Source organism: Silicimonas algicola, from assembly GCF_003148765.1.
In the GTDB taxonomy this organism is placed as follows: Bacteria; Pseudomonadota; Alphaproteobacteria; order Rhodobacterales; family Rhodobacteraceae; genus Silicimonas; species Silicimonas algicola.
Genome location: NZ_QGGV01000003.1, coordinates 433,159 through 458,855, shown reverse-complemented (window position 1 = coordinate 458,855; position 25,697 = coordinate 433,159). Strand labels below are relative to the sequence as shown.

Sequence of the window (25,697 nt, the reverse complement as noted above, 5' to 3'; positions counted from 1 at the left end):
CCCCCAGAGCATTTCAGGACAGAGGAAAGTCAGAGCCCGACCATTCGGCGGATGTCGTCAGGCGTGGCGCCGGCGTCGCGGTAGCTTTGGATCGAGCGCGCGTCGTCGCGCTTCGCCAGGCGCTTGCCGGCCTCGTCGCGGATCAGCCGGTGGTGGTGGTACTCGGGTCGGGGCAGGCTGAGGATGTCTTGCAGGACGACGTGGATCTTCGTCGCCTCGAACAGGTCCTGACCGCGGACCACATGCGTGATGCCCTGGTCGGCGTCGTCGACCACCACCGACAGGTGATAGCTCGTTCCCATGTCGCGGCGGGCGAGGACCACGTCGCCGATCTCGCCCGGCAGGGCAATCGGGTGGATGTCGATCCGGCCTGACTCTCCTTCGGGGCCGCGCCCGGTTTCCTCGAAAGTGGCGGGGCGGTCATCTATTGCTTTCGCCATGTCCAGGCGAAGGGCCGTGTTCGTGGGCATGACTGGATCGCCGAAGCTCTTCCGGTCGCGGCAGGTGCCGGGATAGACGATGCCGTCCGGGCCGACGGCAGGCTCGCTCTCGTTCGGGGCCGATGCTGCCTCGAGGATGTCGCGCCGGTTGCAGGTGCAGGCGAAGAGCAGGTCTTCATTCCAGAGCGATTGAAGAGTCTGACGGTAAAGGTGTAGACGCTCTGACTGTCGCACCACCGGGGTCTCCCACGACAGCCCGAGCCAGCTGAGATCCTTGTATATCAGGTCTTCCCACTCGGCCCGCGACCGGCTCCGGTCGATATCCTCGATGCGCAGAACGAAGTCTCCGCCCGCCGCCCGCGCCATGTCATGCGCAAGGATCGCCGAATAGGCGTGGCCGAGATGAAGGGGCCCTGTGGGCGACGGCGCGAAACGAGTGCGCAGCCTCATGTCCGGCGCAGGACGAAAACCGTGGAGCGAACGCCTTTCGCCGACAGGTGCGGCCCGTCTTCGTCGAGGACGACCTCGATGTCGGGGGCGAGGACCGCGATATCGAGACGGTCGGAGTAGGCCCGGTCGGCCAGCGCGTCCTCGTCGAGGGTGAAGGCAAGGAGACCGCCCGGCGCGAGGATGTCGAGGAGGAGGTCTAACGTCCTCGGCGGTGCCTCGCCTTGTCCGATAGAAGAGACAGCCGAGATAAGGGGATAGGCGCCACGCTTGACGTGACCCAGGGTGTTCGGCTCTGCTTCCCAGAGATGCTGGTAGATACCTTTTTGCCGGGCCTGAGCCAGCATCTCGGACGACAGATCCGTACCATCGATCTGTGCGAAGCCCGCCGCCTTGAAGGCCAGGCCGGAAAGCCCCGTCCCACATCCGAAGTCCAGAAGCGGCTTGTCCGGATTCGCGCCCGCTCGTCTCAACGCCAGGGCGACCCGGGCGGGCGCGGCATAGCCCAGGGCGCTGACGTCGGCGTCGTAGGTGTCGGCCCATGCCGCATAGGTCGCGCGTGTGTCTTCGATCATTCCGCAGCTCGCAGGACGGGAGCGTCCAGCCAGGCCAGCCAATCCGCCTTGGCGCGATCCGTGTAGGCCTTGTAGCGCTCGCGCCGCCCGCGTCTCCCTCCCTTCGCGTCGATCGGGGGAAACAGCCCGAAGTTGACGTTCATCGGCTGGAACGTCTTGGCATCCGCGCCGCCTGTGATGTGGTGAAGAAGCGCGCCCATGGCCGTCGTCGGCGGCAGGGTCGGAAGCGCCTTTCCCGTCATCTCGGCCGTCGCAAGCCGACCGGCCAAAAGGCCCATGGCCGCGCTCTCGATATAGCCTTCGACGCCCGTGACCTGTCCCGCGAAGCGAACCGACGGTAGCGAGCGGAGGCGCAGGTTTGCATCCAGAAGCCTAGGCGCGTTCAGAAACGTGTTGCGATGGATGCCGCCAAGGCGTGCGAACGATGCGTTCTCAAGGCCGGGAATCATCCGAAAAACATCGGTTTGCGCGCCGTATTTCATCTTGGTCTGAAAGCCGACGATGTTCCACAGCGTGCCGAGCTTGTTGTCTCGGCGAAGCTGCACCACGGCGTAGGGCTTGACGTCGCGGTTGTGCGCGTCGGTCAGGCCGACCGGCTTCATGGGGCCGTGGCGCAGCGTCTCGCGACCGCGTTCGGCCATGACCTCGATCGGAAGGCAGCCGTCGAAGTAACCTGCGGTCTCGCCCTCGTGGAATTCGGTCTTCTCTGCCGACAGCAGCGCGTCGATGAAGGCCTCGTACTGATCCCGTGTCATCGGACAGTTCAGATAGGCGGTGCGGTCGTCTTCGGTTTCGCCCTTGTCGTAGCGGGACTGGGCCCAGGCCACGTCCATGTCGATGGTTTCGGCATGGACGATGGGGGCGATGGCGTCGAAGAAGGCGAGGCTTCCTTCGCCGGTCTCGGCCTGGATCGAGCTGGCGAGGGCGGGCGAGGTCAGGGGACCGGTGGCGAAGATCCAGTGGCCGACGCGCGGAAGGTCCGTCACCTCTTCGTCCACCACTGATATATTAGGGTGCGAGCGGATCGCCTCGGTCACACCGGCCGAGAAGGCATCGCGATCCACGGCCAGCGCGCCGCCTGCGGGCAGGCTGTGCCGGTCGCCCATCCGCATGATCAGGCCGCCGGCCTGCCGCATCTCCCAATGGAGGAGGCCCACTGCGTTCTGCTCGTCGTCGTCCGAGCGAAATGAGTTCGAGCAGACCATTTCGGCGAAGTCGCCCGTGCGGTGCGCAAAGGTGCCGACCTTGGGGCGCATCTCGTGCAGGATCACGCGAACGCCGCGCTCGGCCGCTTGCCAGGCGGCTTCCGACCCGGCAAGGCCACCGCCGACGATATGAAGAGGTTCGGACATGAGGGCGATTTAGACCCCGGCGCCCGGTTTGGAAAGGGCGTCAGTCGATCCTGGCGAGGTTCAGGTCTTCGCGGAAGCGCGTCACGGTGGCACGCGGCTTGATCGCCACCCATTCAGAGTTGCTGTGGTTCGATGCAGCTTCCGACGGTGTGTCGATCACGTCGGCGGCGCGGTCGTGGACACCGACGCGGGCCGACATCAGAAGGCCGCCGATAAGGGCCAGGTCGCGCCAGAAGCCTCCCACTTCGCCATGCGAGAAAAGGCTGAGATAGCTGGTCCAGAACAGGATGATGGCCAGGACCAGTGCCGCGGCCCGGCGGTAGAGACCGAAGACGACCAGCGCGCAGAGCGTCAGGACGATCAGTCGGCTGACGTGACGTGCCGGGATTTCGTCGAGGAAAGGGGTGACAAGTCGTGTCAGATCGGCGCCTTCGACAAGTCCGATGGCCAGCGCGACGAAGTACGAGACGATCAGGATGCGCGTCACATGCGCCGCAGCCGTGCCGTTGCCGGTCAGGTCCCTCATTCCGATATCCCCGCGTCTGTCCCAGATGGCGTCGCCCGACGAGTGGGCGAAAATCGAACGGAGGCCAAAATACAAAGGCCATCCCAGGCTAGAGAGAAGTGGTTAATGACGGCGTTTCTCCGGCGGAAACAGATTATCTTTGTTGCATCAATTAGGCACAAATGCGGCAATGCCCTCCGTTCGGGAGGGCGCAGCCGCTGTCTGGTGCCGGGCACGAGGCCCGGATGTCACCAAAGCTTGCGGCGGAGAAGGGGCGCCACCGGATCGGTGCGGCCGAAGGGGCGCGTCGCGGGTGATGCGCCGCCTGCCGTGCCGAGCGAGAGCGTGACGCCGAAGGATATACGCGTCTCGCCTGCGACCCCGTCGCGGCCAGCGAGACCGGAGCGGGTGACGCCGGCCTGAAGACCCCAGGGGCCGTTGCTGGGCGACCAAGTGGCCGTCAAGCCCGCGTCCCAGGCCGTCGCTCGAAAGGCGGCTTCGTCGAAGTCGGCGACGTCGAGACGGCCCGCGAGCGTGATTTCGGGCGTCAGCTCGTGCGCCAATCCGACACCGCCGAAGATGAAGTCGAGGTCATCGGCGTCCGCTACGCCGAAGCCGGCCCGGACTTCGAGCGAGGTGTCCTGAGACAGGGCGAGCATCCCTTCGGCGCCCAGAGAGCCCCACATCATGGACCGGCCGTCCACATCCGACAGCGCGGCGAATAGGCCATACTTCTGGCCATTGCGCGGCGCCATGTAGAGGTGGGCGGCAACACCGCCGATCCCGCCCGACGCCGTGTCGTCGAAGGACAGGTCGCCCTGGAAGCCGTGGACCCCCGTGACCGCCACATCGACGGTCGCCGAAGCCCGGGAACGCGCCGACCCGCTTTCGTCCTGGACCATGCCAAGGCTGAATTCGGCGCCGGTGATCCCGAGGGAGCTTTGCGCCTGCGCAGCGGGGCAAGACAAACCGATCAACAAGGCAACTAGATACGTGCGCATCCACTCTCTCCACGTCCAGGCCCCAACCCGTGGAGATTTATCTCAAATCTGAATGAGTCCGGTAAGTGTAAATCCGAACAGATGGTTAACGGAGTGTCTTGATGCACTGTCAGACGAGCGCGACGGACTCCCTTTGTGTCGGGTCGGGATATGGGCGGTAGAGGCCCACCGCAAGCTGCCCGATCATGTCGTGCATGAGATCGTAGTATTTCTGGTCGGCCGGCGAACCGGCATCGGCGAGGGATCGGAAGGCGGATTCGAGCTGCGCCATATCCTCAACCTCGATCGTGAGGATCATGTCGCTGTGCTGCGCCGAGGCGAGGCCGAACTTGCGGCGAAAGAGCTTCCATTCGCCGATCAGGCCGCGCGAGGCGAGGCCGGAAAGCCAGTGTTCGGTGGCGGAGGCGAAAGCGAGGGCCTGAGCGTCGCGCTTCAGCTCGATCATGCAGTGGTACAGGTTCATGCACCTGCGACTAGCACGACAGGCGTTTCCGGGAGGTAAACGCCTAGGCTTCCTCGATGTCGCCCGCGTCGTCCGCCTCGGCGATCCAGGCGACCGAGACGACCTCTTCGCCCTTCGCGGTGTCGAAGACCTTCACGCCGCCCGCGGTGCGCGACCGGAACGAAATGCCCTCGACCGGCACGCGGATGGACTGGCCCGTCGAGGTGGCGAGCATGATCTGGTCGCCCATTTCGACTGGGAACGAGGCGACGAGCGGGCCGCCCCGCATCGCGCGGTCCATCGCCATGACGCCTTGGCCGCCACGGCCCCGCACGGGGTAGTCGTGGCTGGAGGAGATCTTGCCCGCGCCTTTCGCGGTGATCGTCAGGACAAGGTTCTCGGCCTCGGACATCTCGGCATAGCGCGAGGGCGAAAGCTGGCCCTCGGCGACGGCCTCCTCGTCCTCATCGGCCTCGGATTCCTCCTCGACCACGCCTGCCATGAGACGGCGCTGCTTGAGGTATGCGGCGCGTTCGGCGGGGTCGGCCTCGAAGTGGCGGATGACGGACATCGACACGACGCGGTCGCCGTCGGCCAGCCGGATGCCCCGCACCCCGCTCGAGTCGCGGCCCTTGAAGACGCGGACCTCGGTCGTCGGGAAGCGGATCGCGCGTCCCAGTGCGGTCACGAGCATGATGTCGTCTTCTTCGGTGCAAATCCGGGCGTTTACGAGCGATACCTCATCCGGCAGACGCATCGCGATCTTGCCGTTACGCATGACGTTGGTGAAGTCCGACAGCGCGTTGCGCCGGACGCCGCCTTCGGAGGTGGCGAAGAAGATGTGGAGCGATTCCCAATCCTCCTCGGGCGCGTCCACGGGCATGATCGCCGCGATCGAGACGCCCGTGGGAATGGGCAGGATGTTGACGATGGCCTTCCCGCGCGAAGTGCGGCCGCCAAGCGGCAGGCGCCAGGTCTTCAGCTTGTAGACCATCCCGTCGGTGGTGAAGAACAGAAGCTGGGTATGCGTGTTCGCCACGAAGAGCGTGGTGACGACGTCGTCTTCCTTCAGCGCGCCGCCGGACAGGCCTTTGCCGCCACGCTTCTGGCTGCGGAACTCGGCGAGGGCCGTACGCTTGATGTAGCCGCCCTGGGTGATGGTGACGACCATGTCCTCACGCTCGATGAGGTCCTCGTCCTCCATGTCGCCGGCCCAGTCAACGATCTCGGAGCGGCGGGGGACGGCGAAAAGCTCGCGCACCTCGCGCAGCTCGTCCGAGATGATCGACATGATGCGGGCGCGGGAGGACAGGATGTCGAGGTAGTCCTTGATCTTCGCCGCCAGCTCCTCGAGCTCGTCGGTGATGGTCTTGACGCCAAGCTGGGTCAGGCGCTGAAGCTGGAGGTCGAGGATGGCGCGGGCCTGGCGATCGGACAGGTTGTAGGTCCCGTCGTCGTTCATCCGGTGGCTCGGGTCGTCGATCAGCCGGATGTAGGGGGCGATTTCGTGCGCGGGCCAGCGTCTGGTCATCAGCTTTTCGCGGGCATCGGCGGGCGTGGCGCTGGCGCGGATGGTGGCGACGACCTCGTCCACGTTCGCCACGGCCACGGCCAGACCGCAGAGGATATGGCTGCGGTCGCGCGCCTTGCCCAGTTCGAAAGCGGTACGGCGGGCGACAACTTCCTCGCGGAAGGTGATGAAATACGACAGGAAATCGCGAAGCATCAGTTGCTCGGGACGGCCGCCGTTGAGCGCCAGCATGTTGCAGCCGAAGGACGTCTGCATCGGCGTGAAGCGCCAGAGCTGGTTCAGGACGACGTCGGGGGTGGCGTCGCGCTTCAACTCGATCACGACGCGGACGCCGACGCGGTCGGACTCGTCCTGGATGGCCGAGATGCCCTCGAGTTTCTTCTCGCGCACGAGGTCGGCGATCTTCTCGATCATCGCGGCCTTGTTCACTTGGTAGGGGATCTCGTCGAGGACGATGGCGAAGCGGTCCTTGCGCACCTCCTCGATCCGGGTCTTGGCGCGGATGATGACGCTGCCGCGGCCTTCGAGATAGGCCTTCCGCGCGCCGGAGCGGCCGAGAATGATGCCGCCCGTGGGAAAGTCGGGGGCGGGCACGATCTCGATCAGCCGTTCGGTCGAGATGTCAGGATCCTCGATCAGGGCGAGGGTCGCGTCGATCACTTCACCCAGGTTGTGGGGCGGGATGTTCGTGGCCATGCCGACCGCGATGCCGCCCGCGCCGTTGACCAGCATGTTCGGGAAGCGGGCGGGCAGGACCGTGGGTTCCTGATCCTTGCCGTCATAGTTGTCGGCGAAATCGACCGTGTCCTTGTCGATATCGGCGAGAAGATAGCTCGCCGACTTGGCCATGCGGACCTCGGTATATCGCATGGCGGCGGCGTTATCGCCGTCCATCGAGCCGAAGTTGCCCTGGCCGTCAAGTAGCGGAAGAGACATGGAAAACGGCTGCGCCATGCGCACGAGGGCGTCGTAGATCGCGCTGTCGCCGTGGGGATGGTACTTGCCCATGGTGTCGCCGACGGGCCTCGCCGACTTGCGGTAGGGCTTGTCGAAGGTGTTGCCGCTTTCGTGCATGGCGTAGAGGATGCGGCGGTGGACGGGCTTCAGGCCGTCGCGCAGGTCGGGTATCGCACGCGAAACTATGACCGACATGGCGTAATCGAGGTAGGAGGTCTTCATCTCCTGCTCGATCGACACTGTGGGACCGAGGTGACGCGGACCCGCCGGTGGCGTTTCTTCCGTGTTTTCAGGCGGTTCTGGCGTGTCGTTCACAGGCTGCTCGCTTTTTCATCGCACCGCAAGATCTGGGTGGCGACACTGTATCAGACCCCTACAGATAGGTGCAATGCCTGTTGCTCAATTGTCTGGCAGCCGCAGGGGGCGAGTGCCAACATGCTGAATTCATTGATCTTCAATCCGACTCATGGCTCAATTCCTGCGGCGGGCAGGCAATATGAGGTTGTCATGAGTCTCTCGGAAACCGAGCTTCTGCTGAAGGGATACGGCCTGACGACGGCCGAATTCTTCTACCGGATGCCGGATTATCGCAACGTTCTCAATACCTTCGTGTGGCAGGACTATGATGTGGCGCCTGACCATCCGAAGCTCTTCAAGTTCATCGAGTTCTGGCAAGAAGAGATCGAGGGGCCGCTGCATTCGGTCCGCTTCGTGCATCGCAAGAGGCTGTCTCCGACGGAATGGACGAACGTGGTGGGTGAGTTCACCATCCACTGAAGAGGGCGTCGGCAAGGCGTCGGCTTTGTGTCGGCAAGGTGTATGGCAGGCTGTCCGTCAGGATCAGCCGCGCCTCGACAGCGCGCGCACCCAGACCGCGGCCAGCGCGAAGGACAGGATCGCGTTCCAGGATGCCATCGAAAGGCCCGCGAAGGCCCAGGCGACCTCGTCGCACATGACCACGTCCGAGGGCAGGTCGAGCGACAGGAGATCGCCGCCCGACATCCCCGAAAGCCCGTCACCCGACCCGGTGCAGGAGGTCGGACCTTCCCACCAGCCGCGCTCGACGCCGGTGTGATAGACGCCGAACACGCCCGAAAGCGCCGCGCCGAGCGCACCCGCAAGACCAAGAAGAGTGAGCGGGCCGAGGACGAGGACCAGACCGCCCGCGGCAATGGCGGCGCCATGCGGCCAGCGCTGCCAGATGCAGAGCTTGCAGGGCGCGTAACCCGCGGCCTGGAAGGCGAAGGCGCCGAGGAGGAGGGCGAGAGAGCCGGCAGCGGCGAGGAGCATGAGGTTCTTGCGGGTCATATGAACCTTATCGCGTAGAAGCCGCCGAGAAGCAGGATCACGAAGGCCGTGAAGACGAGGCCGAGGTACTTCTCGACGAAAATGCGGATCGGAGGGCCGAATTTCCACAGGAGCCCCGCGAGGATGAAGAAGATCGTCGCACGGGCAACGATCGAGGTCACGAGAAAGGTCATGAATGGCAGGCCCGTCCAGCCCGACATGATGGTGATGACCTTGTAGGGGAAGGGGGTAAGCCCGCCGATCAGCACCGGCCAGAACCCGAAGTCGTTGAAGCGTTCGTTGAACTCGAGCATCCTGTCCGCCTTGCCGAGCGACTCGAGGATCGGCTGGCCGATGGCGTCGAAGGCAAAGGCTCCGATCCCGTATCCGAGCACCCCGCCGAGGACCGAGGCCACCGTGGCGACCCCCGCGATGAGCCAGGCCCGGTGCGGCGCCGCGAGCACCATCGGAACGATCATGATGTGCGGCGGGATGGGGAAGAACGAGCTTTCCACGAAGGCGACCAATGCAAGCGCCCAGAGCGCGCGCGGATGCGCGGCCAGCGAAATTGTCCAGTCGTAGAGCCGTCGGATCATTTTCTGCCCGTCCTCGCGGATCAAAGGCCAGTTTGCGACGTTGCCGTCAAGCCTCGCAGGGTGCAATCTCGCGGCCAGCCAGGTGAACGTCGGAGGGTGGCATGAGGTGGCAGGGTCGGCGCGGCAGCCGGAACATCGAGGATCGGCGCGGGATGCGCATGTCGGGAGGCGGCGGCATCGGGCTTGTCGGCATCCTCTTCATTCTTGGCATGGGCTGGTTCTTCGGGATCGACGTGACGCCGCTTCTCACCGGCACTGGCGGCGGTGGCGGCGAGGTCGTCCAGACCGACGCGCCCCTGACCGAGGCCGACCGGCGCGAGGGCGAGTTCGTCAGCGTGACGCTGGCCGACACCGAGGAGGTCTGGGCCGGCATCTTCGAGGAGCAGATCAACGAGCCCTACACGCCCGCGACCCTGGTCCTGTTCAAGGAGGTCACGCAGTCGCCCTGCGGCAACGCCAGCGGCGCGACGGGGCCGTTCTACTGTCCGGGCGACAGGAAGGTCTATCTCGATACGCAGTTCTTCACCACGATGCGCGACCGGCTGGGGGCGGGCGGCGATTTCGCCGCGGCCTATGTCGTGGCGCACGAGGTGGCGCATTCGGTGCAGGACCAGCTTGGCATCCTGGGCGAGGCGAACCGGATCCGGGGGCAAGTGAGCCAGGAGGAGGCGAACGCGATCTCGGTCCGGATCGAGCTTCAGGCCGACTGCTACTCGGGGATCTGGGCGCAGCAGGCGCAGGAGAAGTTCGGCAGCCTCGAACGCGGCGACATCGAGGAGGCGATGAACGCCGCCGCCCAGATCGGCGACGACACGCTTCAGCGCAACGCGGGCCAGCGTCCGATGCCCGAGAGCTTCACGCACGGCACGTCCGAACAGCGGCAGCGGTGGTTCCAGACCGGCTTCGAGACGGGCGACCTCGAGGCCTGCGACACCTTCGGGACGAACGATATCTGAGGCCTTACGCCCGGCTGGCGCGGGTCGCGGGGCGGGCCGCCGCTGACGCGGCGGCCCTTTTGCGTACTTCAGGCAAGATGAAGGTCAGGCGGCGCGAAGCCTCGGGCCTGAGCCCATCCTGAGAAGGAGTGCGGCCACGATGCCCACGTTGAGGAGGTTCCAGCCGATGCCGTTCCAGATCGAGAGCGCGTAGCTGCCGGTCTGGTCGTAGAGCCAGCCCGTCATCCAGCCGCCGAGCGCCATGCCGACGATGGTGGCGGCGATGACCGCGCCGACGCGGCGTCCGGCCTCGGCGGGCGGCAGGTACTCGCGGATGATGATGGCATACGAGGGCACGATCCCGCCCTGCGACAGGCCGAAGATAAGCGAGACGAGCGAAAGGCTTGTCCGGTTGCCTTCGATCAGGAACAGCGCAAGCGCCAGCATCTGGAGAGTGCCGCCGAGGAGGAGGGTGCGGAGGCCTCCGAGACGGTCGGCGAGCGCGCCGAAGGTCAGGCGCGAGACGACGCCGCCCAGAAGCATGAGGGACAGCATCTCGGCCCCGGCCGCCGCGCCGAAGCCGCGGTCGATGCACAGCGCCACGATGTGGACCTGGGGCATCGACATCGCGACGCAGCAGCCGACGCCCGCAAGCATCAGAAGCGCCTGGAGCGCGCGGGGCGAGAGGGCGACGGAACGGGCGCGGGAGGCGGCGTCGGTCGCGGCGCGGGCCGTCGTCGCGGCGTCGATGCGGCGGCGGAGGAGAAGCGCGCCGGGGATCATCACGACGGCGACGGTCAGCGCGATGGCGAGGTAGGCGCCGCGCCAGCCGTGGTCGATCATGATCCAGGCGATGACGGGCGACCAGGCAGCGCCGCTGGCGTAGTTGCCGCTGGCCGCGATGGCGAGGGCGAGGCCGCGGCGCTTGAGGAACCAGTGCGAGATGTCGGCCATGAGCGGCGCGAAGCTGGCCGAGGCGCCAAAGCCGAGAAGCGCGTGGATCAGCGTGACGCCGAGGAGCGAGGGGGCGAGGGCGGAGAGCGCGAAGCCTGCCGAGAGGGCTGCGCCCGCCGCGGCGAGGACGGTCGAGATGCCGAAGCGGTCGACGGCGCGGCCGAGAAAGAAGTTGCCCGCCGCGAAGCCCGCCATTGTGGCGGTGTAAGGCAGGGAGGCTCCGGCGCGGCTGATGTCGAACTCGGCCTGGAGCGCGGGCAGGATGACGATGACGGCCCACATGCCGACGTTGCCCACGACCGAGAGGCCGAGGCTGATGGCGAGGCGGGTCCAGGAATAGCGGCTGTCGTGCTCGGAGAGTTCCATGCCGGCGACGCTAGGGCCGGTCGCGGGGAAGTTCCATGCCGAAACCGTCGCGGGAAGGGACGAGGACGACACCGTCGCGGGTCGCCCCCGGCGGGTCGCCCAGGTCGCGGACGGGATAGGTCGCGAGGGCGTCGAAGCCGGCGCGCGGGAGGTGGGCGCGGCCGAGGTCTCCGACGAGGATGCGGGCGCCCCGGGCGTGGCAGCGGTGGAGGAAGGGGAGGACGCGGGTAGCGAGGGCGGCGCTGTAGAAGACGTCGCCGGCGAGGATCACCTGCGCGTCGGGGGCGGGGCCGTCGAGGAGGTCGCCGGCGAGGGCGAGGGGCGTGCCGTTCGCCTCGGCGTTCATGGCGGCGACGAGGCGGGCGAGGGGGTCGATGTCGGAGGCGGTGACGTGGGAGGCGCCGGCGCGGGCGGCGGCGATGCCCACGAGCCCCGCGCCCGCGCCGAGGTCGAGGACGCTTTGGCCCGCGACCGTCTCGGGGTGGCGCTGGAGGTGGAGGATCAGCGCGGCACCACCGGGCCAGAGGTGCGCCCAGTAGGGGGCGGCGTCGGAGCGGGCGGCGCGGGCGATGGCGGCGAGGCCGCTGCCGGGATGGGGTGTATGGCGCAGGAGGTCGGGCCGTTCTGCCACGTGCGCGAGCGGCAGGCGCGCCGCGATCGTCGCGCGAAGGCGGGCCTCGATCAGATCGCGAGCCTTGCGGACTGCGTGCCGCGCTCGCGGTAGGGCGTGGTGTTGTATTGGGCGCGGTAACACTTGGAGAAGTGCGAGGGCGAGGAGAAGCCGCAGGCGAGCGCCACGTTGATGACGCTCATGTCGGTCTGCATGAGCAGGTTGCGGGCCTTCTGAAGCCTCAGTTCCATGTAATAGCGCTTGGGGCTGCGATTCAGGTAGCGGCGGAACAGGCGCTCGAGTTGACGCGTGGACATGCCGACGTCGCGGGCCAGAAGCGCGGGCGAGCGCGGTTCCTCGATGGCCGATTCCATCATGTGGATGACTTGCGCGAGCTTAGGGTGCCGCACGCCGATGCGCGTGGGCACCGACAGGCGCTGCGTGTCCTGGTCGGTGCGGATGGTCGTGTAGATGAGCTGGTCGGCGACGGCGCCCGCCAGTTCCTCGCCGTGGTCGTCGGCGATGATCTTCAACATCAGGTCGATGGACGAGGTGCCGCCCGCCGTGGTGAAGGTCTTGCCGTCGACGGTGAAGACGGACTTCGTCAGCTTCACCTCCTCGAATTCCTCGAGGAAGCTGTCCTGATTCTCCCAGTGGATCGTGGCCTTCCGCCCGTCGAGAAGCCCCGCGCGGGCCAGCGTGAAGGCCGCCGTGCAAAGACCGCCGATGGTGTTGCCGCGCCGTGCCTCGCGCCGGAGCCAGTTGAGAAGCGGTTTGGTCGTCGCGGCCGCCACGTCGATGCCGCCGCAGATCACGATGACCTCGTCGCGGACGGTCTCGCCCAGGGGACCGTCGAGCTGGAAGGCCGTGCCAGCCGAGCAGGCGATGACGCCGCCGCCCTCGCCGACCGAACGCCATTCATAGAGATCGGCCCCGGCCATTCGGTTGGCGATCCTCAGCGCCTCGATGGCGCAGGCGTAGGACAGGAGCGTGAAGCGGTCGAGAAGCACGAAGACGAAGCTTCGCGGGGTCTCGGGTACCTTGACCTTGATCGTCTGCACCGCAGTCTCGGCCATGTCGCGTCCCGTTCCTCCAACCCTGTCGTCGAACCGTGTCGACACAACACGAAAGCAGGGCCCGGGGCAAGGTGCGGGGAAAGACCCCTGTCGCGCACCGTGACGCTTCTGCGGTTTTCAAGCCTTCCGCAGGGGGATATAACGCGGCCTCGCATTCAAGGCCCGAAGAGGACAGGACGATGAGCGATTGGCAGAAATCCGGGTGGAGATCCAAGCCCAGGGTGCAGATGCCCGATTATCCCGACGCGCAGGCGCTGGGGACGGTCGAGGCGCAGCTTGCCAAGTATCCGCCGCTTGTCTTTGCGGGCGAGGCGCGGTCGCTGAAGAAAAAGCTGGGCGCCGCGTCGCGGGGCGAGGCGTTTCTATTGCAGGGCGGAGACTGCGCCGAGAGCTTCGCCGAGTTCGCCGCGGACAACATCCGCGACACATTCAAGGTCATGCTTCAGATGGCGATGGTCCTGACCTATGGCGCCAAGGTGCCTGTGGTGAAGGTCGGCCGGATGGCGGGCCAGTTCGCCAAGCCGCGGTCCGCCGCGACCGAGACGGTGAACGGGATCGAGCTGCCGTCCTACCGGGGCGACATCGTCAACGAGCTGGACTTCACCGAAGCCGCTCGGGCGCCGAACCCCACGAAGATGCTGCAGGCTTATCTTCAGGCGGCGGCGACGCTGAACCTTCTGCGCGCCTTCTCGACGGGCGGTTTCGCGGATGTTCACCGGGTCCACTCGTGGACGCTTGGCTTCACCGACACGGATGAGGCCGAGAAGTATCGCGACATGGCGAACCGGCTGCAGGACACGCTGGACTTCATGACGGCGGCCGGCATGACGGGCGAGACCAACCACGAGCTGCACACCGTGGATTTCTACACGAGCCACGAGGCCCTGCTGCTGGAGTACGAGGAGGCCCTGACGCGGGTCGATTCCACCTCAGGCAAGTGGCTGGCGGGTTCGGGTCACATGATCTGGATCGGCGACCGCACGCGGCAGCCGGACGGCGCGCATGTCGAGTTCTGCCGGGGCGTCCTCAATCCGATCGGGCTGAAGTGCGGGCCGACCACGACGGCGGACGACCTGAAGGTGCTGATGGCGAAGCTGAACCCCGAGAACGAGGCCGGGCGGCTGACGCTGATCGCGCGGTTCGGCGCGGGCAAGGTGGGCGAGCATCTGCCTCGGCTGGTCAAGGCCGTGCGCGAGGAAGGCGCCAACGTCGTGTGGTCCTGCGACCCGATGCACGGCAATACGATCAAGTCCTCGTCCGGCTACAAGACCCGGCCGTTCGAGAGCGTGCTGCGCGAAGTGCGCGAGTTCTTCCAGGTCCACGGCGCGGAAGGCACGATCCCGGGCGGCGTCCATTTCGAGATGACGGGTCAGGACGTGACGGAGTGCACCGGCGGCGTGCGCGCGGTGACGGACGAGGATCTGTCGGACCGCTATCACACCGCCTGCGACCCGCGTCTGAACGCCAGCCAGGCACTGGAGCTTGCGTTCCTGGTGGCCGAGGAGCTGTCGGCGCGGCGCTCCGGCTCGGCCCAGGTCGCGGTCGGCTGATTTTGCTGGGGATCGTCTCTGCGATATGTCGCGGGGACGGTCGCGTCAGGCTCAGAAGGGAAGGAGCAGTTCCTCGGCCGTCCGTTCGTCCGCCCGAAGACGGTCGGCGGGAGCCGTGAGGGCGAGGGTGAAGCCGGTCGGGGCGTAGTCGACCTCGACCGTGCCGCTGAAGGCTTCGGGGAGCGCGTACTGGATGATCGCGCTGCCGAAGCCCCGGCTTCCGGGCTTCGCGACGAGGGGACCGTCCGATTCGCGCCAGGTCAGCCGAAAGTCGTTGCCCTGCAACTGCCACTGAAGCTCGACGTATCCCTTGCGGTCGCCAAGGGCGCCGTACTTGACCGAATTCGTCGCAAGCTCGTGCAAGGCAAGGCTGAGGGCCGTCAGCTGTTCGCGGCCAAGGCCGATGTCCGGCCCGTCGATGCGGATGGCGGGCCCATCCTCGAGCAGGAAGGGCGACAGCGCGCGGCGCGCGATGTCGGCGATGGACCCGTTGACTGACTTGGCTTCGACCAGGACGTCCTGCGCGGCCACGAGCGCGCGGATGCGCTTCTGGATGCGGTCCTGCGCGTCCTCGACCGAGGCGGCACTGCGGAAGGTCTGGGAGATCAGCGAGGAGACCAGCGCGTAGACGTTGCGCGCGCGGTGGACAAGCTCGCGGTTGCGGAGCGTCGAGAGTTCGCGCGCATGGACGGTGGAGGTCGTCTCTATCACGGTGTCGAGCATGCCGCGGACCGTCCCGTGCTCGTCGCGCAGAGGGCTGTAGCAGAAGGTGAAATACGCATCCTCGGCCGCGCCCGAGCGCGTGGTGACGATGTGGAAGTCCTCGATATAGACCGACTCGCCGGAGTAGGCCTTGTCGACGATCGGCTTCAGCATGTCGGCCGCCTCGGTCCAGGCGTCGAGGAACGGCTGGCCCATGCAGGGGTGCTTGTTTCCGAGGATCGGCACGAAGGCGTCGTTGTAGATCATCGTCTTCTCGTCACCCCAGCAGAGGCACTTCGGGAAGGCGGAGTTCAGCATGTTGGAGATCGAGATCCGCAGGACGGCCGGCCACGCGGAAATCGGACCGAGCGGCGTCGCAGCCCAATCGATCTCAGCGATGCGGTCCGCGGAAGCTCCGCCGCCGCGCAGAAAAGTCAGGTTTTCGTCGAGCATCAGTCGCGGAACGTGTCTGGGCCATCCGGTTGCGCGTTCGTCGTTATAAGTGATTCTGGCACAGACGCCATCGGATTGCGAGACTTAGACGTTATCCACGACGAGACGTAACCAAGGCCGCACGGTGCGGCCGGCGGGACCGGAGGCGGCGTTGGCTGGCGCGACCTTTCGAGTCATGCGCGTGACCGGTTCAGACGGCTTATTTCGCTTGATTTCCGTCGGTTTAGGGGCAGGCTGTGGGCTCCCGAAGAGAGCCTCGCCCAGGTGCGCCGGGCCGGCGTAGCCGACGAGGGACCGGCGCGTCTGGCCGGTGATCTCGAGCCGGCGTGGTGTGCGGCCGGTGCGGCCCGTGAGTACGAGGCCACCCAGGACGCGGTCGATGTCGCCGAGGTCGGAACGGAGCGGGAGGAGCGTCATCTCGCCCTCGAGCGCCTCGCGACCGAAGCCTGCGGGAGAGGTGAGGGTCATGCGGATCGCCGCGGGCTCCTCGAAGACCGCCGTCAAGGCTTCGGACAGGATCTCGCGCGAGGCAGGGAGGAACAGCGCCGAGACCGGCATCTGGCGCAGTTCGAGGCCGGCGAGGTCGGCAAGGTGCGAGCCTGCGATGCGGAAGCGGGCAAGACCGCCGGCGATGCGTTCGAGGATGAAGGCGTGCGCGAGGACGCCCTCGAGCCCCCTCGGGTCGATCTCGCAGCGCGACGGGACGAGACGGCGGGCGCGGACCTGCTCCCAATAGCCTTCGATCTTCGCCAGGGCGGGCAGGAGCGGGCGCGGGCGCGCAGCTTCCAGCGTCACCACGTTCGGTCCACGGTCCATGTCCGTTGTCATCGTCGATCCTCCACCGCAGCGGCCTGTCCCCTTGCGGAGTCGCCGTCGCCTCTCTTTCACCACCATCCAAATTCTGCCACAAACGCGCCGCAAAGGCTGCTGAATTCTGAATGGAAGGTTAACGACATGGGCAAGACGACGGGGCCGCACGGCAGGAGCCTCATGTCGATGACCGGCTTCGCCTCGGTGCGCGGCCGCGAGCGCGGCTGGACCTGGACGGCGGACATCCGGTCGGTGAACGGGCGGGGCCTCGAACTTCGGATCCGGGTGCCCGACTGGGTCGACGGTCTGGAGCCCGAGATCCGCAAGTTGCTTCAGGCCAGGCTGGCGCGCGGCAACGTCACGGTGAACCTGCGGCTGGCGCGCGAGGAGACGGTGGCGCGGACCCGGCTCAGTCCCGAGGGGCTGACGGCGGCCCTCGCGATGCTGGCCGATGTCAGGCAGGCGGCCGAACGGGTCGGCGTCGAGCTTGCCCCCATGTCGGCGGCTGATATCGCGCAAATGCGCGGCGTCGTCGAGACCTCGGAGGGCGAGGCGGAGGACGACATCGAGGCGCTGAAGTCGGTTCTGGTGGCGAGCGTCGCGCAATGCCTCGACGCCTTCGAGGGCGACCGCGCGCGCGAGGGCGCCGCGACGGCAGAGGTGCTGTCCATCCAGGTCGGCCGGGTCGAGGCGCTGGCCGCCGACGCGCGCGGGATGGCGGGCGAGCGCGAGGCGCTGCTGCGCTCGGGTCTGGAAAAGGCGCTGTCGCGGCTGCTGGAGCAGACCGAGGTGCCCGACGAGGCGCGGATGATGCAGGAGATGGCGCTGATCGCGCTGAAGACCGACGTGACCGAGGAGTTGGACCGTCTGGCCGCGCATGTCGCGGCGGCGCGCGCGCTTCTGGCCGAGGCCGGTCCCGTGGGCCGCAAGTTCGACTTCCTGATGCAGGAGTTCAACCGCGAGGCCAACACGCTCTGCTCGAAAAGCCAGTCCACGCCGCTGACCTCCATCGGGCTTGACCTGAAGGCCGTCATCGACCAGATGCGCGAGCAGGTTCAGAACATCGAATGAAACGCCGAGGTCTCCTCATCATCCTGTCGTCGCCCTCGGGGGCAGGCAAGTCGACGCTGGCGCGGCGGCTGCGGGACTGGGATCCGGGCATCCGGTTTTCGGTCAGCGCCACGACGCGCCCGGCGCGCGAGGGCGAGGTGGACGGGACGGATTATCACTTCGTCGACGACGTGCGCTTCAAGCGGATGGTCAAGGACAAGGAGATGCTGGAGCACGCCCATGTCTTCGGCAACTTCTACGGCTCGCCGGCCGCGCCCGTGCGCGAGGCCATCGAGGAGGGAGCCGACGTCCTTTTCGACATCGATTGGCAGGGCGCGCAGCAGATCCAGAAGAGCGCGCTGGCCAGTCACGTCCTGTCGATCTTCCTGCTTCCGCCCTCGATCCCCGAGCTTCGCGCAAGGCTGGAAAGCCGGGGGCAGGACGGCCCCGAGGTGATCGCGCGGCGGATGCAGCGGTCTTGGGACGAAATCAGCCACTGGGACGGCTATTCCTACGTCCTCGTCAACGACGACCTCGACCGGACCGAGGGGCAGTTGCGGACCATCGTCACCGCCGAGAGGCTTCGTGCGAGCCAGCAGCCCTGGCTGGTGGATCACGTCCGCACCCTTCAAACCGAATTCGAGGAGGGCGCATGACGCTCTACGCACTCGGCGACCGCCGTCCGGTGGTGCCCGACGACGGCAACTGGTGGATCGCGCCCGACGCCAACGTGATCGGCACGGTGATCCTGAACTCGGGCTGCTCGGTCTGGTTCGGCTCGACGCTGCGCGGCGACAACGAGCCGATCATTCTGGGCGAAGGCTCGAACGTGCAGGAGAACGTGGTCATCCACACCGACATGGGCTTTCCCTGCACGCTCGGCCGCAACGTGACCGTTGGCCACAAGGTGATGCTCCACGGCTGCACCATCGGCGACGGCAGCCTGATCGGCATGGGGGCCACGATCCTGAACGGCGCGCGGATCGGGAAGAATTGCCTGATCGGGGCAGGGGCCATCGTGACGGAAGGCAAGGACATCCCGGACAACAGTTTCGTCCTCGGGATCCCCGGCCGGGTGAAGGGCGAGGTGACGGAGGCGCATCTGAAAGGCGCGCGCTTCGCGGCCGAGCATTACCAGAAGCGGATCGCGCAGTACCGCGAGGGGTTGCGCGAGATCCCGGAGACCGAGCTTTGACCGACCGCCTGCTGCGCGCGGGCTGGCCGTCTTCGGTCAGCCGCCCCGTCGTCACGCCGATCCAGCCGTCCGTGGTCTATGCCAGCGCCGACCCCGACGAGCTGGATGCGCAGTACGAGGGGGGCGCGAAAGGCTTCACCTATGCGCGCGAGGGGCATCCGAACGCCGAGGTGCTGGCGGGCCTGATCGACCGGATGGAGGGGGCAGACGGCGGGATCGTCACCGGGTCCGGCATGGCGGCGGTGGGTGCGGCGCTGTTCGGCCTGCTCACGGCGGGCGACCATGCGCTTGGCGCCGACCAGCTTTACGGGCGGTCGCTGCGGATGATGAAGGAGGATCTGCCGCGCCTCGGCATCGCGACGTCGCTGGCCGATCCGACCGATGCGGCGGCCTTCGAGGCGGCGATCCGGCCCGAGACGAAGATGATCCTTGTCGAGGTTGTGTCGAACCCGACGGTGCGGGTCGCGGATCTGCACGCGATCATCGCGATGGCGCGCGCGCGGGGGATCCTCGTCGCGGTCGACAACACCTTCACCACGCCCGCCGCCGTCAAGCCCTTCGATTTTGGCGCGGACATCGTGATCCACTCGGTGACGAAACTCCTCGCGGGACATTCGGATGCGACGCTCGGCTATGTGGTCGGACGCACGCCCGACCTGACGCAGCGGATGCGGGTCTTCGCGGTGACGCTTGGCCTGACGCCGTCGCCCTTCGATTGCTGGCTGGCCGAGCGGGGGCTCTATACCTTCGACATGCGTTTCGCGCGGGCCGAGGCGACGGCGGCGGCGCTGGCCGACCGGCTGGCCGAGGTCGGGGGCGTGCGGCGGGTGCTCTATCCCGGACGGCGGGACCATCCCGACCACAACCGGGTCGCGGGGCTTCTGAACGGACGTCCGGGGAACATGGTGAGCTTCGAGCTAGACGGGGGTCGCGAGGCAGCGAACCGCTTCGTGCGCGCCCTGGATCAGGTCGCTTTCGCTCCGACGCTCGGAGACGTGGGGACGACGCTCAGCCATCCTGCGTCGTCGTCGCACCGCGCGCTGACGCCAGAGGGCCGGGCGGCCCTTGGCATCAGCGAGGGCTTCTTCCGCGTGTCGGTCGGTTGCGAGCCCGAGACGGCGCTGCTTCAGGCCTTCGACGCGGCGCTGGACGGCGTGAACTAGTCGTCCAGCACGATGGCGAAGTCGATGTTGGGAAAGGCCTGGCGCACCTCGCGTTCGATCAGGTCGGGCCGCGGCAGATCCTTCGCGATCGCGCGATAGGGGCCCAGGTAGCCGATCTGGCTGAGGCGCATGGCCAGGTCGATGCAATCGAACCGGCGGGCGACGACGGGCGAGAATACGACCGTCGGCGCATGGAGCGCGATCAGCGCCTCCGTCACCTCCTCGATCGACACGAAAGCCACTCCGGCGCCCGGCAGGGCGTTGCCGGCCTGCGACCATTCGACCGGCTCTCCGACTGCGATCGCCACGACGCGCATCACGCGCCGCATATCAAGGGCGGCAACGGCACGCATGCCGCCCAAGGAGCTTACTCTTCCCATTAAGTCCTTCTCCACTCTGTCCCAGGTTGAATTGTCAGTTTTCGAATAATCTAGAAGGATTCCAACGCGCAGCGCAACCTAAAGGTGAACAACCTCGCTTGAACCCTATCATCCGGAGGGCACTTCCGCGATGCGCGGGCGGCGGGTAAGTCATGCAGGACGAAAGGACGAGGCGATGAGCGCAGGGATCATCGAGGCCATCGCCGTGCCGGCCATTCTGGTGGCCGGAGACGGGCGCGTGACGGCCGCGAACGGGGGCGCGCGGACGCTCTTCGGGGCGGCGCTGGTCGACCGGCACTACATCACCGTCCTGCGTCAGCCTGGACTTCTCGACGCGGTGGAGCGGTCGCTGGAGACGCGCGAGCCGACCGACTGTCGCTACCTGACGACAGAGGCCCGGCGCGAGACGACCTGGCAGGCCAGGTGCAGGCCGGTGCCGGGGGAGGCGGGCGTTCTGGTCACTTTCGAGGACCGGACCGCAATGGAGGAAGCGGGGCAGATGCGGCGGGATTTCGTGGCGAACGTGAGCCACGAACTGAAGACTCCGCTGACCGCGCTGATCGGCTTCATCGAGACCCTGCGGGGAGCCGCCAAGGACGACGCGGCGGCCCGGGCGCGGTTTCTCGACGTCATGGAACGCGAGGCGCGACGAATGAACCGGCTGGTCTCGGATCTGCTGTCGCTCAGTCGCGTCGAGGCTGATGAACGTGTCCGGCCGACGCGCCGGGTCGACCTCGCGGCCCTGGCGCGGGCGACCGCGGTGACGCTCGATCCTCTCGCGGCCGACAATGGTGTGACGCTGGTGCGCGAGGGGATGGACGAGCCAGCCGAGATCGCGGGCGATGCGGACCAGCTTTCGCAGGTCGCGACGAACCTTCTGGAGAACGCGATCAAGTACTCCGGCCGGGGCGCCTCGGTCGTTTTGTCGCTGGCGCGCGAAGACGACAATCCGCGGCTCAGGGGGCCGGCTGTGGTGCTTTCGGTAACGGACACCGGACCCGGCATCGATTCGCTGCACATCCCGAGGCTGACCGAGCGATTCTACCGAATCGACAGCCACCGCTCACGCGAGAGGGGCGGGACGGGCCTTGGCCTCGCCATCGTGAAGCACATCGTCAACAGGCACCGAGGCCGCCTCGTCATCGAGAGCACGCCGGGGCAGGGGAGCCGATTCTCGGTGGTTCTGCCGGCGGGGCCGGTCGGCTGATCCAGGGGATTCGCGCGGACGGCGCCTGCTCCAGGGCCGGGATCGCTGTGTAACCTCTTGTTAACACTCGCCCCGCCGAGCGTCATATAACTGTTACGCTTCTGTCACAAAAGCTTGGGCGCGGGTCCTTAGGAACCGGCAGCAAGGGCCGCGACGGGCGGTCCCGTGATATTCAGGAGTACTGTCCCATGATGAACGCGAAGCTGACCGCCTCGACCCTGGCGATCCTCGCCGCCTCCGCGACCGTCGCCGTGGCCCGCGATCAGGTGCAGGTCGCCGGGTCGTCCACCGTGCTGCCCTATGCCTCGATCGTGGCCGAAGCCTTCGGCGAGAATTTCGACTTCCCGACGCCGGTCGTTGAATCGGGCGGGTCGTCTGCCGGTCTCAAGCGCTTCTGCGAGGGCGTCGGCGAGAACACCATCGACATCGCCAACTCGTCGCGGAAAATCCGCGAGGGCGAGGTCGAGGCCTGCGCCGCCGCCGGCGTGACCGACATCATCGAGGTCCGCATCGGCTATGACGGCATCGTCTTCGCCAGCCAGATCGACGGTCCCGAGTTCACCGCCTTCACGCCCGACCAGTGGTACAAGGCGATGGCAGGCGAGGTCATGGTCGACGGCGCGCTGACCGCGAACCCCTACACCAAATGGTCCGAGATCGACGCGTCGCTCCCCGACGCCGAGATCATGGCCTTCATCCCCGGCACGAAGCACGGCACGCGTGAAGTGTTCGAGGAGAAGGTCCTTCTCGCCGGCTGCGAAGCCTCGGGCGCGATGGAAGCCATGGTCGCCTCGGGCGTCACCGAAGACGACGCCGAAGACAAGTGCATGTCGGTCCGCACCGACGGCCGGTCGGTCGACATCGACGGCGACTACACCGAGACGCTCGCCCGCATCGACGCCAACCCGAACGGCGTCGGCGTCTTCGGCCTCGCGTTCTACGAGAACAACCAGGACAAGCTGAAGGTCGCGACCATGGGCGGCATCGAACCGACCGTCGAGACGATCTCGACCGGCAACTATCCGGTGTCGCGTCCGCTGTACTTCTACATCAAGGCCGCTCACCTGGGCGTCATCCCGGGCCTGAAGGAATACGCCCAGTTCTTCGTCGCCGACGAGATCGCGGGTCCCGACGGTCCGCTCGCCGAGTACGGCCTCGTCAGCGATCCCGAGCTGTCGGGCACGCAAGCCATAATCGAGAACGAAGAGACGATGGCGTCGGGCTCGTAAGAACGGGACGTCACGAAACCGGGGGAGGGGGCGTCATGGCTCCCTCCCTCTGCCTGCCGAAGGGGACCGAGCGATGCCGACAACCTGGCTGATCCTGGCCATCGCCGCACTGGCCGCCCTCGGCTTCGTCGCGGGACGGGCGAGGGCGATGACCTCGGCCGGAGGCGATGCGCGGCGGCTTCATTCGCTGCCGGCCTATTACGGCTGGAACGTCGCGCTGACGGTGCTGACCCCCGCCCTCGGCCTTTTCGTGCTGTGGATGCTGGTCCAGCCGTTCCTTGTCGACCGCCATGTCACCGGCCTGATCCCCGACAGCGCCATAGGCCAGGGGTCCTCGCGCGGGCTGGTGATGAGCGACGTGCGCCGGGTGGCGGAGGGGCTGTCGGTGCTCGAAGCGCGGGGCGCGGATGCGGACGACATCGCCGCGATGACGCCCGAGGCGCTTCAGGACGAGATGGCGGCCGTCGGCGTCGCCCTCGGCACGCCGATGACGCCCGCGGTGAAGGCCGCGGCCGAGGCCTATCGCGCCGAGACCGACGGCTGGCGGACCTGGATGGGGGTCGCCGTCCTCGCCGCGGCCCTGGGCGGTCTGGCCCTGTCGTGGCGCATGACGGACAAGGACTTTCGCGCGCGGAACACCGTCGAGCGCGGCATCCTCTTCATGCTCCTCGGCGCCGCGCTGGTCGCGATCCTGACGACGCTCGGGATCGTCCTGTCGATGCTCTTCGAGACGGCCAACTTCTTCGAGGCCTATCCCTGGCAGAAGTTCTTCCTCGGCACCAACTGGGCGCCTGATTTCCGCGGCAACTCCGAGCTGGCGATCCTGCCCTTGCTCTGGGGCACGCTTTACATTTCGCTGATCGCGCTTCTGGTCGCGGTCCCGATCGGGCTCTTTGCCGCCATCTACCTGTCGGAATACGCAACGAAACGCGTCCGCACCCTGGCCAAGCCCGCCATCGAGATCCTCGCCGGCATCCCCACCATCGTCTACGGCCTGTTCGCGCTGATTACCGTGGGGCCGATGCTGCGCGACTGGCTGGCGCAGCCGCTCGGCTTCGGCAACAGTTCGTCGAGCGTGATGACGGCGGGTCTCGTCATGGGGATCATGCTCATTCCCTTCGTGTCCTCGCTGTCCGACGACATCATCAACGCGGTGCCGCAGTCGCTGCGGGACGGCTCCTACGGTCTGGGGGCGACGCAGTCCGAGACGATCAAGCAGGTGATCGTGCCCGCGGCCCTTCCGGGCATCGTCGGCGCGATCCTTCTGGCCGCGAGCCGCGCCATCGGCGAGACGATGATCGTCGTCCTGGGCGCAGGTGCGGCGGCGGCGCAGTTCAACCAGGGTCTGGGCGAGGTGGTGAACCCGTTCCAGGCGATGACGACGATCACCGTCAAGATCGTCAGCCAGCTGACCGGCGACACCGACTTCTCGTCGCCCGAGACGCTGGTGGCCTTCGCGCTCGGCCTCACGCTTTTCGTCATCACGCTGGGGCTGAACGTCCTGGCCCTCTGGATCGTGCGCCGCTACCGGGAGCAGTACGAATGACCGACATGACCGCAGGGGCAGCGCCCGTTCGGGGCACGCTTGTCGCCGACGCGCACACGCGGAAGCGCAATGCCTCCGAGAAGCGCTTCCGGCTTTATGGCGCCATCGCCGTCTCGCTGGCGGTCATAGCGCTCGTGTTCCTTCTGACCTCGATCGTCCGCAACGGGGCCGGGGCCTTCATGCAGACCTACATCTCGCTCGACGTCACGCTCGACGCGGCGAAGCTGGACAAGTCGGGCAACCGCAATCCGGTGGAAATGGCAAAGGTCACGACCTTCGGCTATGCGCCGCTTATCAAGGACGCAATGGCCTCGACGATTGCGGCCAACGGCATCGAGATCGAAGGCCTCGACAAGCCCGAGGATCTGATCTCGAAGGAGGCGTCCGCGCAGATGCGCGACGTCGTGCTCGCCAATCCCGAGTTGGTCGGAGAGACGCGGCGGTTCGAATTCGTCGCCGACGGGCGCATCGACGGCTACTACAAGGGCCGCGTCACGATGCAGTCGGCCGAGCGCGACTCGAACGTCACGCCCGCGCAGCTTCGCTTCGCCGACGCGCTGAAGGAGGCGGGGCTTCTCGAGACGCGGTTCAACTGGAACTTCATCACCTGGCCCGACGCGTCCGAGAACCGGCCCGAGGTCTCGGGCCTTGGCGTCGCGATCCTGGGATCCTTCTACATGATGCTGATCGTCCTGGGCCTCGCCCTGCCGATCGGGGTCGCGGCGTCGATCTACCTCGAGGAATTCGCTCCGAGAAACCGGCTGACCGACCTGATCGAGGTGAACATCTCGAACCTGGCCGCCGTGCCCTCGATCGTCTTCGGCATCCTCGGCCTCGCCATCTTCATCAACTTCGTCGGCCTGCCGCAGTCGGCGCCGATAGTGGGCGGGCTGGTGCTGACGCTGATGACGCTGCCGACCATCATCATCACGACGCGCGCCTCGCTGACGGCCGTGCCGCCGTCGATCCGCGAGGCAGCACTCGGGGTAGGGGCCTCGAAGATGCAGACGGTGTTCCACCATGTCCTGCCGCTGGCGGGCCCCGGGATCATGACCGGCACCATCATAGGGCTCGCGCAGGCCCTGGGCGAGACCGCGCCGCTTCTTCTCATCGGGATGGTCGCCTTCGTGCGCGAGTATCCCTCGGCGCCGCCGGAAGGCTTCTTCGAACCCGCCACAGCGCTGCCGGTCCAGGTCTTCAACTGGACACAGCGCGCCGATCCCGCTTTCATCGAAAGGGCCTCGGGCGCCATCATCGTGCTTCTGGTGTTCCTCTTCATCATGAACGCGATCGCCGTCGTCCTGCGCCGCCGCTTCGAGCGTCGCTGGTAAAGGAGAC

At 66.9% G+C, this 25,697-nt stretch carries 26 protein-coding genes; 11 read left to right on the top strand and 15 right to left on the bottom strand.

Annotation, left to right across the window (positions count from 1 at the left end):
- Positions 1–29: 29 nt before the first annotated feature.
- From gluQRS to gyrA, 7 genes are all read right to left on the bottom strand, one after another.
- Positions 30–890 carry a tRNA glutamyl-Q(34) synthetase GluQRS gene (gene gluQRS, locus C8D95_RS09670; RefSeq protein ID WP_109758959.1) on the bottom strand — a complete coding sequence of 287 codons (861 nt, stop codon included), beginning with the start codon at positions 888–890 and terminating at the stop codon, positions 30–32.
- The gene (locus tag C8D95_RS09665; RefSeq protein WP_109758958.1) at positions 887–1,462 is read right to left on the bottom strand and encodes a class I SAM-dependent DNA methyltransferase; all 576 of its coding nucleotides are present in this window, start codon (positions 1,460–1,462) and stop codon (positions 887–889) included. The genes gluQRS and C8D95_RS09665 overlap by 4 nt, the downstream gene beginning before the upstream one ends.
- Positions 1,459–2,814: a methylenetetrahydrofolate--tRNA-(uracil(54)-C(5))-methyltransferase (FADH(2)-oxidizing) TrmFO gene (gene trmFO, locus C8D95_RS09660; RefSeq protein WP_109758957.1), complete on the bottom strand. Its 1,356-nt coding sequence runs from the start codon at positions 2,812–2,814 to the stop codon at positions 1,459–1,461. The genes C8D95_RS09665 and trmFO overlap by 4 nt, the downstream gene beginning before the upstream one ends.
- A gap of 40 nt (positions 2,815–2,854) precedes the next feature.
- A complete protein-coding gene (locus tag C8D95_RS09655) occupies positions 2,855–3,340 on the bottom strand; it encodes a hypothetical protein (protein WP_109758956.1) in 486 nt (161 codons plus the stop codon).
- Between the two features lie 227 nt (positions 3,341–3,567).
- The gene (locus tag C8D95_RS09650; protein ID WP_126918553.1) at positions 3,568–4,320 is read right to left on the bottom strand and encodes a hypothetical protein; all 753 of its coding nucleotides are present in this window, start codon (positions 4,318–4,320) and stop codon (positions 3,568–3,570) included.
- Positions 4,321–4,429: 109 nt separating this feature from the next.
- On the bottom strand, positions 4,430–4,783 hold the full coding sequence (locus tag C8D95_RS09645; RefSeq protein WP_109758954.1) for a DUF6614 family protein: 354 nt from the start codon (positions 4,781–4,783) through the stop codon (positions 4,430–4,432).
- Positions 4,784–4,826: 43 nt separating this feature from the next.
- Positions 4,827–7,565, bottom strand: coding sequence for a DNA gyrase subunit A (gene gyrA / locus C8D95_RS09640; RefSeq protein WP_109758953.1), 2,739 nt, complete (start codon positions 7,563–7,565; stop codon positions 4,827–4,829).
- Between the two features lie 192 nt (positions 7,566–7,757).
- Between gyrA and C8D95_RS09635 the strand changes: the two genes are divergently transcribed.
- Complete coding sequence (locus tag C8D95_RS09635; RefSeq protein ID WP_109758952.1) at positions 7,758–8,027, top strand: usg protein; 270 nt, start codon at positions 7,758–7,760, stop codon at positions 8,025–8,027.
- Positions 8,028–8,090: 63 nt separating this feature from the next.
- On the opposite strand, the gene C8D95_RS09630 is transcribed toward C8D95_RS09635, so the two are convergent.
- Positions 8,091–8,558, bottom strand: coding sequence for a disulfide bond formation protein B (locus C8D95_RS09630; RefSeq protein ID WP_109758951.1), 468 nt, complete (start codon positions 8,556–8,558; stop codon positions 8,091–8,093).
- Positions 8,555–9,133 carry a YqaA family protein gene (locus tag C8D95_RS09625; protein ID WP_109758950.1) on the bottom strand — a complete coding sequence of 193 codons (579 nt, stop codon included), beginning with the start codon at positions 9,131–9,133 and terminating at the stop codon, positions 8,555–8,557. Before C8D95_RS09625 ends, C8D95_RS09630 begins: the two co-directional genes overlap by 4 nt.
- A 101-nt stretch (positions 9,134–9,234) precedes the next feature.
- Between C8D95_RS09625 and ypfJ the strand changes: the two genes are divergently transcribed.
- On the top strand, positions 9,235–10,089 hold the full coding sequence (gene ypfJ / locus C8D95_RS09620) for a KPN_02809 family neutral zinc metallopeptidase (protein WP_109758949.1): 855 nt from the start codon (positions 9,235–9,237) through the stop codon (positions 10,087–10,089).
- Positions 10,090–10,173: 84 nt separating this feature from the next.
- Here ypfJ and C8D95_RS09615 read toward each other — a convergent pair whose 3' ends face one another.
- Genes C8D95_RS09615 through C8D95_RS09605 form a run of 3 tightly spaced genes read right to left on the bottom strand, consistent with a single transcriptional unit; the run spans position 10,174 to position 13,074 of the window.
- Positions 10,174–11,388 carry an MFS transporter gene (locus tag C8D95_RS09615; RefSeq protein WP_109758948.1) on the bottom strand — a complete coding sequence of 405 codons (1,215 nt, stop codon included), beginning with the start codon at positions 11,386–11,388 and terminating at the stop codon, positions 10,174–10,176.
- Positions 11,389–11,398: 10 nt separating this feature from the next.
- Positions 11,399–12,019, bottom strand: coding sequence for a class I SAM-dependent methyltransferase (locus C8D95_RS09610; RefSeq protein WP_164721646.1), 621 nt, complete (start codon positions 12,017–12,019; stop codon positions 11,399–11,401).
- Positions 12,020–12,069: 50 nt separating this feature from the next.
- A complete protein-coding gene (locus tag C8D95_RS09605; RefSeq protein WP_109758946.1) occupies positions 12,070–13,074 on the bottom strand; it encodes a GlxA family transcriptional regulator in 1,005 nt (334 codons plus the stop codon).
- 179 nt (positions 13,075–13,253) lie between these two features.
- Here C8D95_RS09605 and C8D95_RS09600 point away from each other — a divergent pair, with 179 nt between their 5' ends.
- A complete protein-coding gene (locus tag C8D95_RS09600) occupies positions 13,254–14,624 on the top strand; it encodes a class II 3-deoxy-7-phosphoheptulonate synthase (RefSeq protein WP_109758945.1) in 1,371 nt (456 codons plus the stop codon).
- A 51-nt stretch (positions 14,625–14,675) separates the two neighbouring features.
- Here the strand turns inward: C8D95_RS09600 and C8D95_RS09595 are convergent, their stop codons facing one another.
- Positions 14,676–15,779: a sensor histidine kinase gene (locus C8D95_RS09595; protein WP_109758944.1), complete on the bottom strand. Its 1,104-nt coding sequence runs from the start codon at positions 15,777–15,779 to the stop codon at positions 14,676–14,678.
- 84 nt (positions 15,780–15,863) lie between these two features.
- Positions 15,864–16,607 (bottom strand): PAS domain-containing protein, encoded by a 744-nt coding sequence (locus tag C8D95_RS09590; protein WP_164721645.1) that lies wholly within the window; start codon positions 16,605–16,607, stop codon positions 15,864–15,866.
- Between the two features lie 126 nt (positions 16,608–16,733).
- Here C8D95_RS09590 and C8D95_RS09585 point away from each other — a divergent pair, with 126 nt between their 5' ends.
- From C8D95_RS09585 to C8D95_RS09570, 4 genes are read left to right on the top strand one after another with little or no spacing between them, the layout of a single operon-like run.
- The gene (locus tag C8D95_RS09585) at positions 16,734–17,660 is read left to right on the top strand and encodes a YicC/YloC family endoribonuclease (RefSeq protein ID WP_241239867.1); all 927 of its coding nucleotides are present in this window, start codon (positions 16,734–16,736) and stop codon (positions 17,658–17,660) included.
- On the top strand, positions 17,657–18,295 hold the full coding sequence (gene gmk, locus C8D95_RS09580) for a guanylate kinase (protein ID WP_109758942.1): 639 nt from the start codon (positions 17,657–17,659) through the stop codon (positions 18,293–18,295). Before C8D95_RS09585 ends, gmk begins: the two co-directional genes overlap by 4 nt.
- Positions 18,292–18,834, top strand: coding sequence for a gamma carbonic anhydrase family protein (locus C8D95_RS09575; RefSeq protein WP_109758941.1), 543 nt, complete (start codon positions 18,292–18,294; stop codon positions 18,832–18,834). The genes gmk and C8D95_RS09575 overlap by 4 nt, the downstream gene beginning before the upstream one ends.
- Entirely contained in the window at positions 18,831–19,997 is a 1,167-nt protein-coding gene (locus tag C8D95_RS09570; RefSeq protein ID WP_109758940.1) for a trans-sulfuration enzyme family protein, read from the top strand. Before C8D95_RS09575 ends, C8D95_RS09570 begins: the two co-directional genes overlap by 4 nt.
- Here the strand turns inward: C8D95_RS09570 and C8D95_RS09565 are convergent.
- A complete protein-coding gene (locus tag C8D95_RS09565; protein WP_109758939.1) occupies positions 19,994–20,350 on the bottom strand; it encodes a hypothetical protein in 357 nt (118 codons plus the stop codon). The two genes, C8D95_RS09570 and C8D95_RS09565, sit on opposite strands and share 4 nt — an antisense overlap.
- Before the next feature lie 202 nt (positions 20,351–20,552).
- Here C8D95_RS09565 and C8D95_RS09560 point away from each other — a divergent pair, with 202 nt between their 5' ends.
- From C8D95_RS09560 to pstA, 4 genes are all read left to right on the top strand, one after another.
- Positions 20,553–21,584: an ATP-binding protein gene (locus C8D95_RS09560; protein WP_109758938.1), complete on the top strand. Its 1,032-nt coding sequence runs from the start codon at positions 20,553–20,555 to the stop codon at positions 21,582–21,584.
- A gap of 188 nt (positions 21,585–21,772) precedes the next feature.
- The gene (locus C8D95_RS09555; protein WP_109758937.1) at positions 21,773–22,813 is read left to right on the top strand and encodes a substrate-binding domain-containing protein; all 1,041 of its coding nucleotides are present in this window, start codon (positions 21,773–21,775) and stop codon (positions 22,811–22,813) included.
- Positions 22,814–22,886: 73 nt separating this feature from the next.
- Complete coding sequence (gene pstC / locus C8D95_RS09550) at positions 22,887–24,359, top strand: phosphate ABC transporter permease subunit PstC (RefSeq protein WP_109758936.1); 1,473 nt, start codon at positions 22,887–22,889, stop codon at positions 24,357–24,359.
- A complete protein-coding gene (gene pstA, locus C8D95_RS09545) occupies positions 24,356–25,690 on the top strand; it encodes a phosphate ABC transporter permease PstA (RefSeq protein WP_109758935.1) in 1,335 nt (444 codons plus the stop codon). Before pstC ends, pstA begins: the two co-directional genes overlap by 4 nt.
- Positions 25,691–25,697 lie beyond the last annotated feature (7 nt).

Coding starts and splice junctions, on each gene's coding strand:
- gluQRS (WP_109758959.1), bottom strand. CDS start 890: ATGAGGCTGCGCACTCGTTTCGCGCCGTCGCCCACAGGGCCCCTTCAT.
- C8D95_RS09665 (WP_109758958.1), bottom strand. CDS start 1,462: ATGATCGAAGACACACGCGCGACCTATGCGGCATGGGCCGACACCTAC.
- trmFO (WP_109758957.1), bottom strand. CDS start 2,814: ATGTCCGAACCTCTTCATATCGTCGGCGGTGGCCTTGCCGGGTCGGAA.
- C8D95_RS09655 (WP_109758956.1), bottom strand. CDS start 3,340: ATGAGGGACCTGACCGGCAACGGCACGGCTGCGGCGCATGTGACGCGC.
- C8D95_RS09650 (WP_126918553.1), bottom strand. CDS start 4,320: ATGCGCACGTATCTAGTTGCCTTGTTGATCGGTTTGTCTTGCCCCGCT.
- C8D95_RS09645 (WP_109758954.1), bottom strand. CDS start 4,783: ATGAACCTGTACCACTGCATGATCGAGCTGAAGCGCGACGCTCAGGCC.
- C8D95_RS09635 (WP_109758952.1), top strand. CDS start 7,758: ATGAGTCTCTCGGAAACCGAGCTTCTGCTGAAGGGATACGGCCTGACG.
- C8D95_RS09630 (WP_109758951.1), bottom strand. CDS start 8,558: ATGACCCGCAAGAACCTCATGCTCCTCGCCGCTGCCGGCTCTCTCGCC.
- C8D95_RS09625 (WP_109758950.1), bottom strand. CDS start 9,133: ATGATCCGACGGCTCTACGACTGGACAATTTCGCTGGCCGCGCATCCG.
- ypfJ (WP_109758949.1), top strand. CDS start 9,235: ATGAGGTGGCAGGGTCGGCGCGGCAGCCGGAACATCGAGGATCGGCGC.
- C8D95_RS09615 (WP_109758948.1), bottom strand. CDS start 11,388: ATGGAACTCTCCGAGCACGACAGCCGCTATTCCTGGACCCGCCTCGCC.
- C8D95_RS09605 (WP_109758946.1), bottom strand. CDS start 13,074: ATGGCCGAGACTGCGGTGCAGACGATCAAGGTCAAGGTACCCGAGACC.
- C8D95_RS09600 (WP_109758945.1), top strand. CDS start 13,254: ATGAGCGATTGGCAGAAATCCGGGTGGAGATCCAAGCCCAGGGTGCAG.
- C8D95_RS09595 (WP_109758944.1), bottom strand. CDS start 15,779: ATGCTCGACGAAAACCTGACTTTTCTGCGCGGCGGCGGAGCTTCCGCG.
- C8D95_RS09590 (WP_164721645.1), bottom strand. CDS start 16,607: ATGACAACGGACATGGACCGTGGACCGAACGTGGTGACGCTGGAAGCT.
- C8D95_RS09585 (WP_241239867.1), top strand. CDS start 16,734: ATGGGCAAGACGACGGGGCCGCACGGCAGGAGCCTCATGTCGATGACC.
- gmk (WP_109758942.1), top strand. CDS start 17,657: ATGAAACGCCGAGGTCTCCTCATCATCCTGTCGTCGCCCTCGGGGGCA.
- C8D95_RS09575 (WP_109758941.1), top strand. CDS start 18,292: ATGACGCTCTACGCACTCGGCGACCGCCGTCCGGTGGTGCCCGACGAC.
- C8D95_RS09565 (WP_109758939.1), bottom strand. CDS start 20,350: ATGCGTGCCGTTGCCGCCCTTGATATGCGGCGCGTGATGCGCGTCGTG.
- C8D95_RS09560 (WP_109758938.1), top strand. CDS start 20,553: ATGAGCGCAGGGATCATCGAGGCCATCGCCGTGCCGGCCATTCTGGTG.
- C8D95_RS09555 (WP_109758937.1), top strand. CDS start 21,773: ATGATGAACGCGAAGCTGACCGCCTCGACCCTGGCGATCCTCGCCGCC.
- pstC (WP_109758936.1), top strand. CDS start 22,887: ATGCCGACAACCTGGCTGATCCTGGCCATCGCCGCACTGGCCGCCCTC.
- pstA (WP_109758935.1), top strand. CDS start 24,356: ATGACCGACATGACCGCAGGGGCAGCGCCCGTTCGGGGCACGCTTGTC.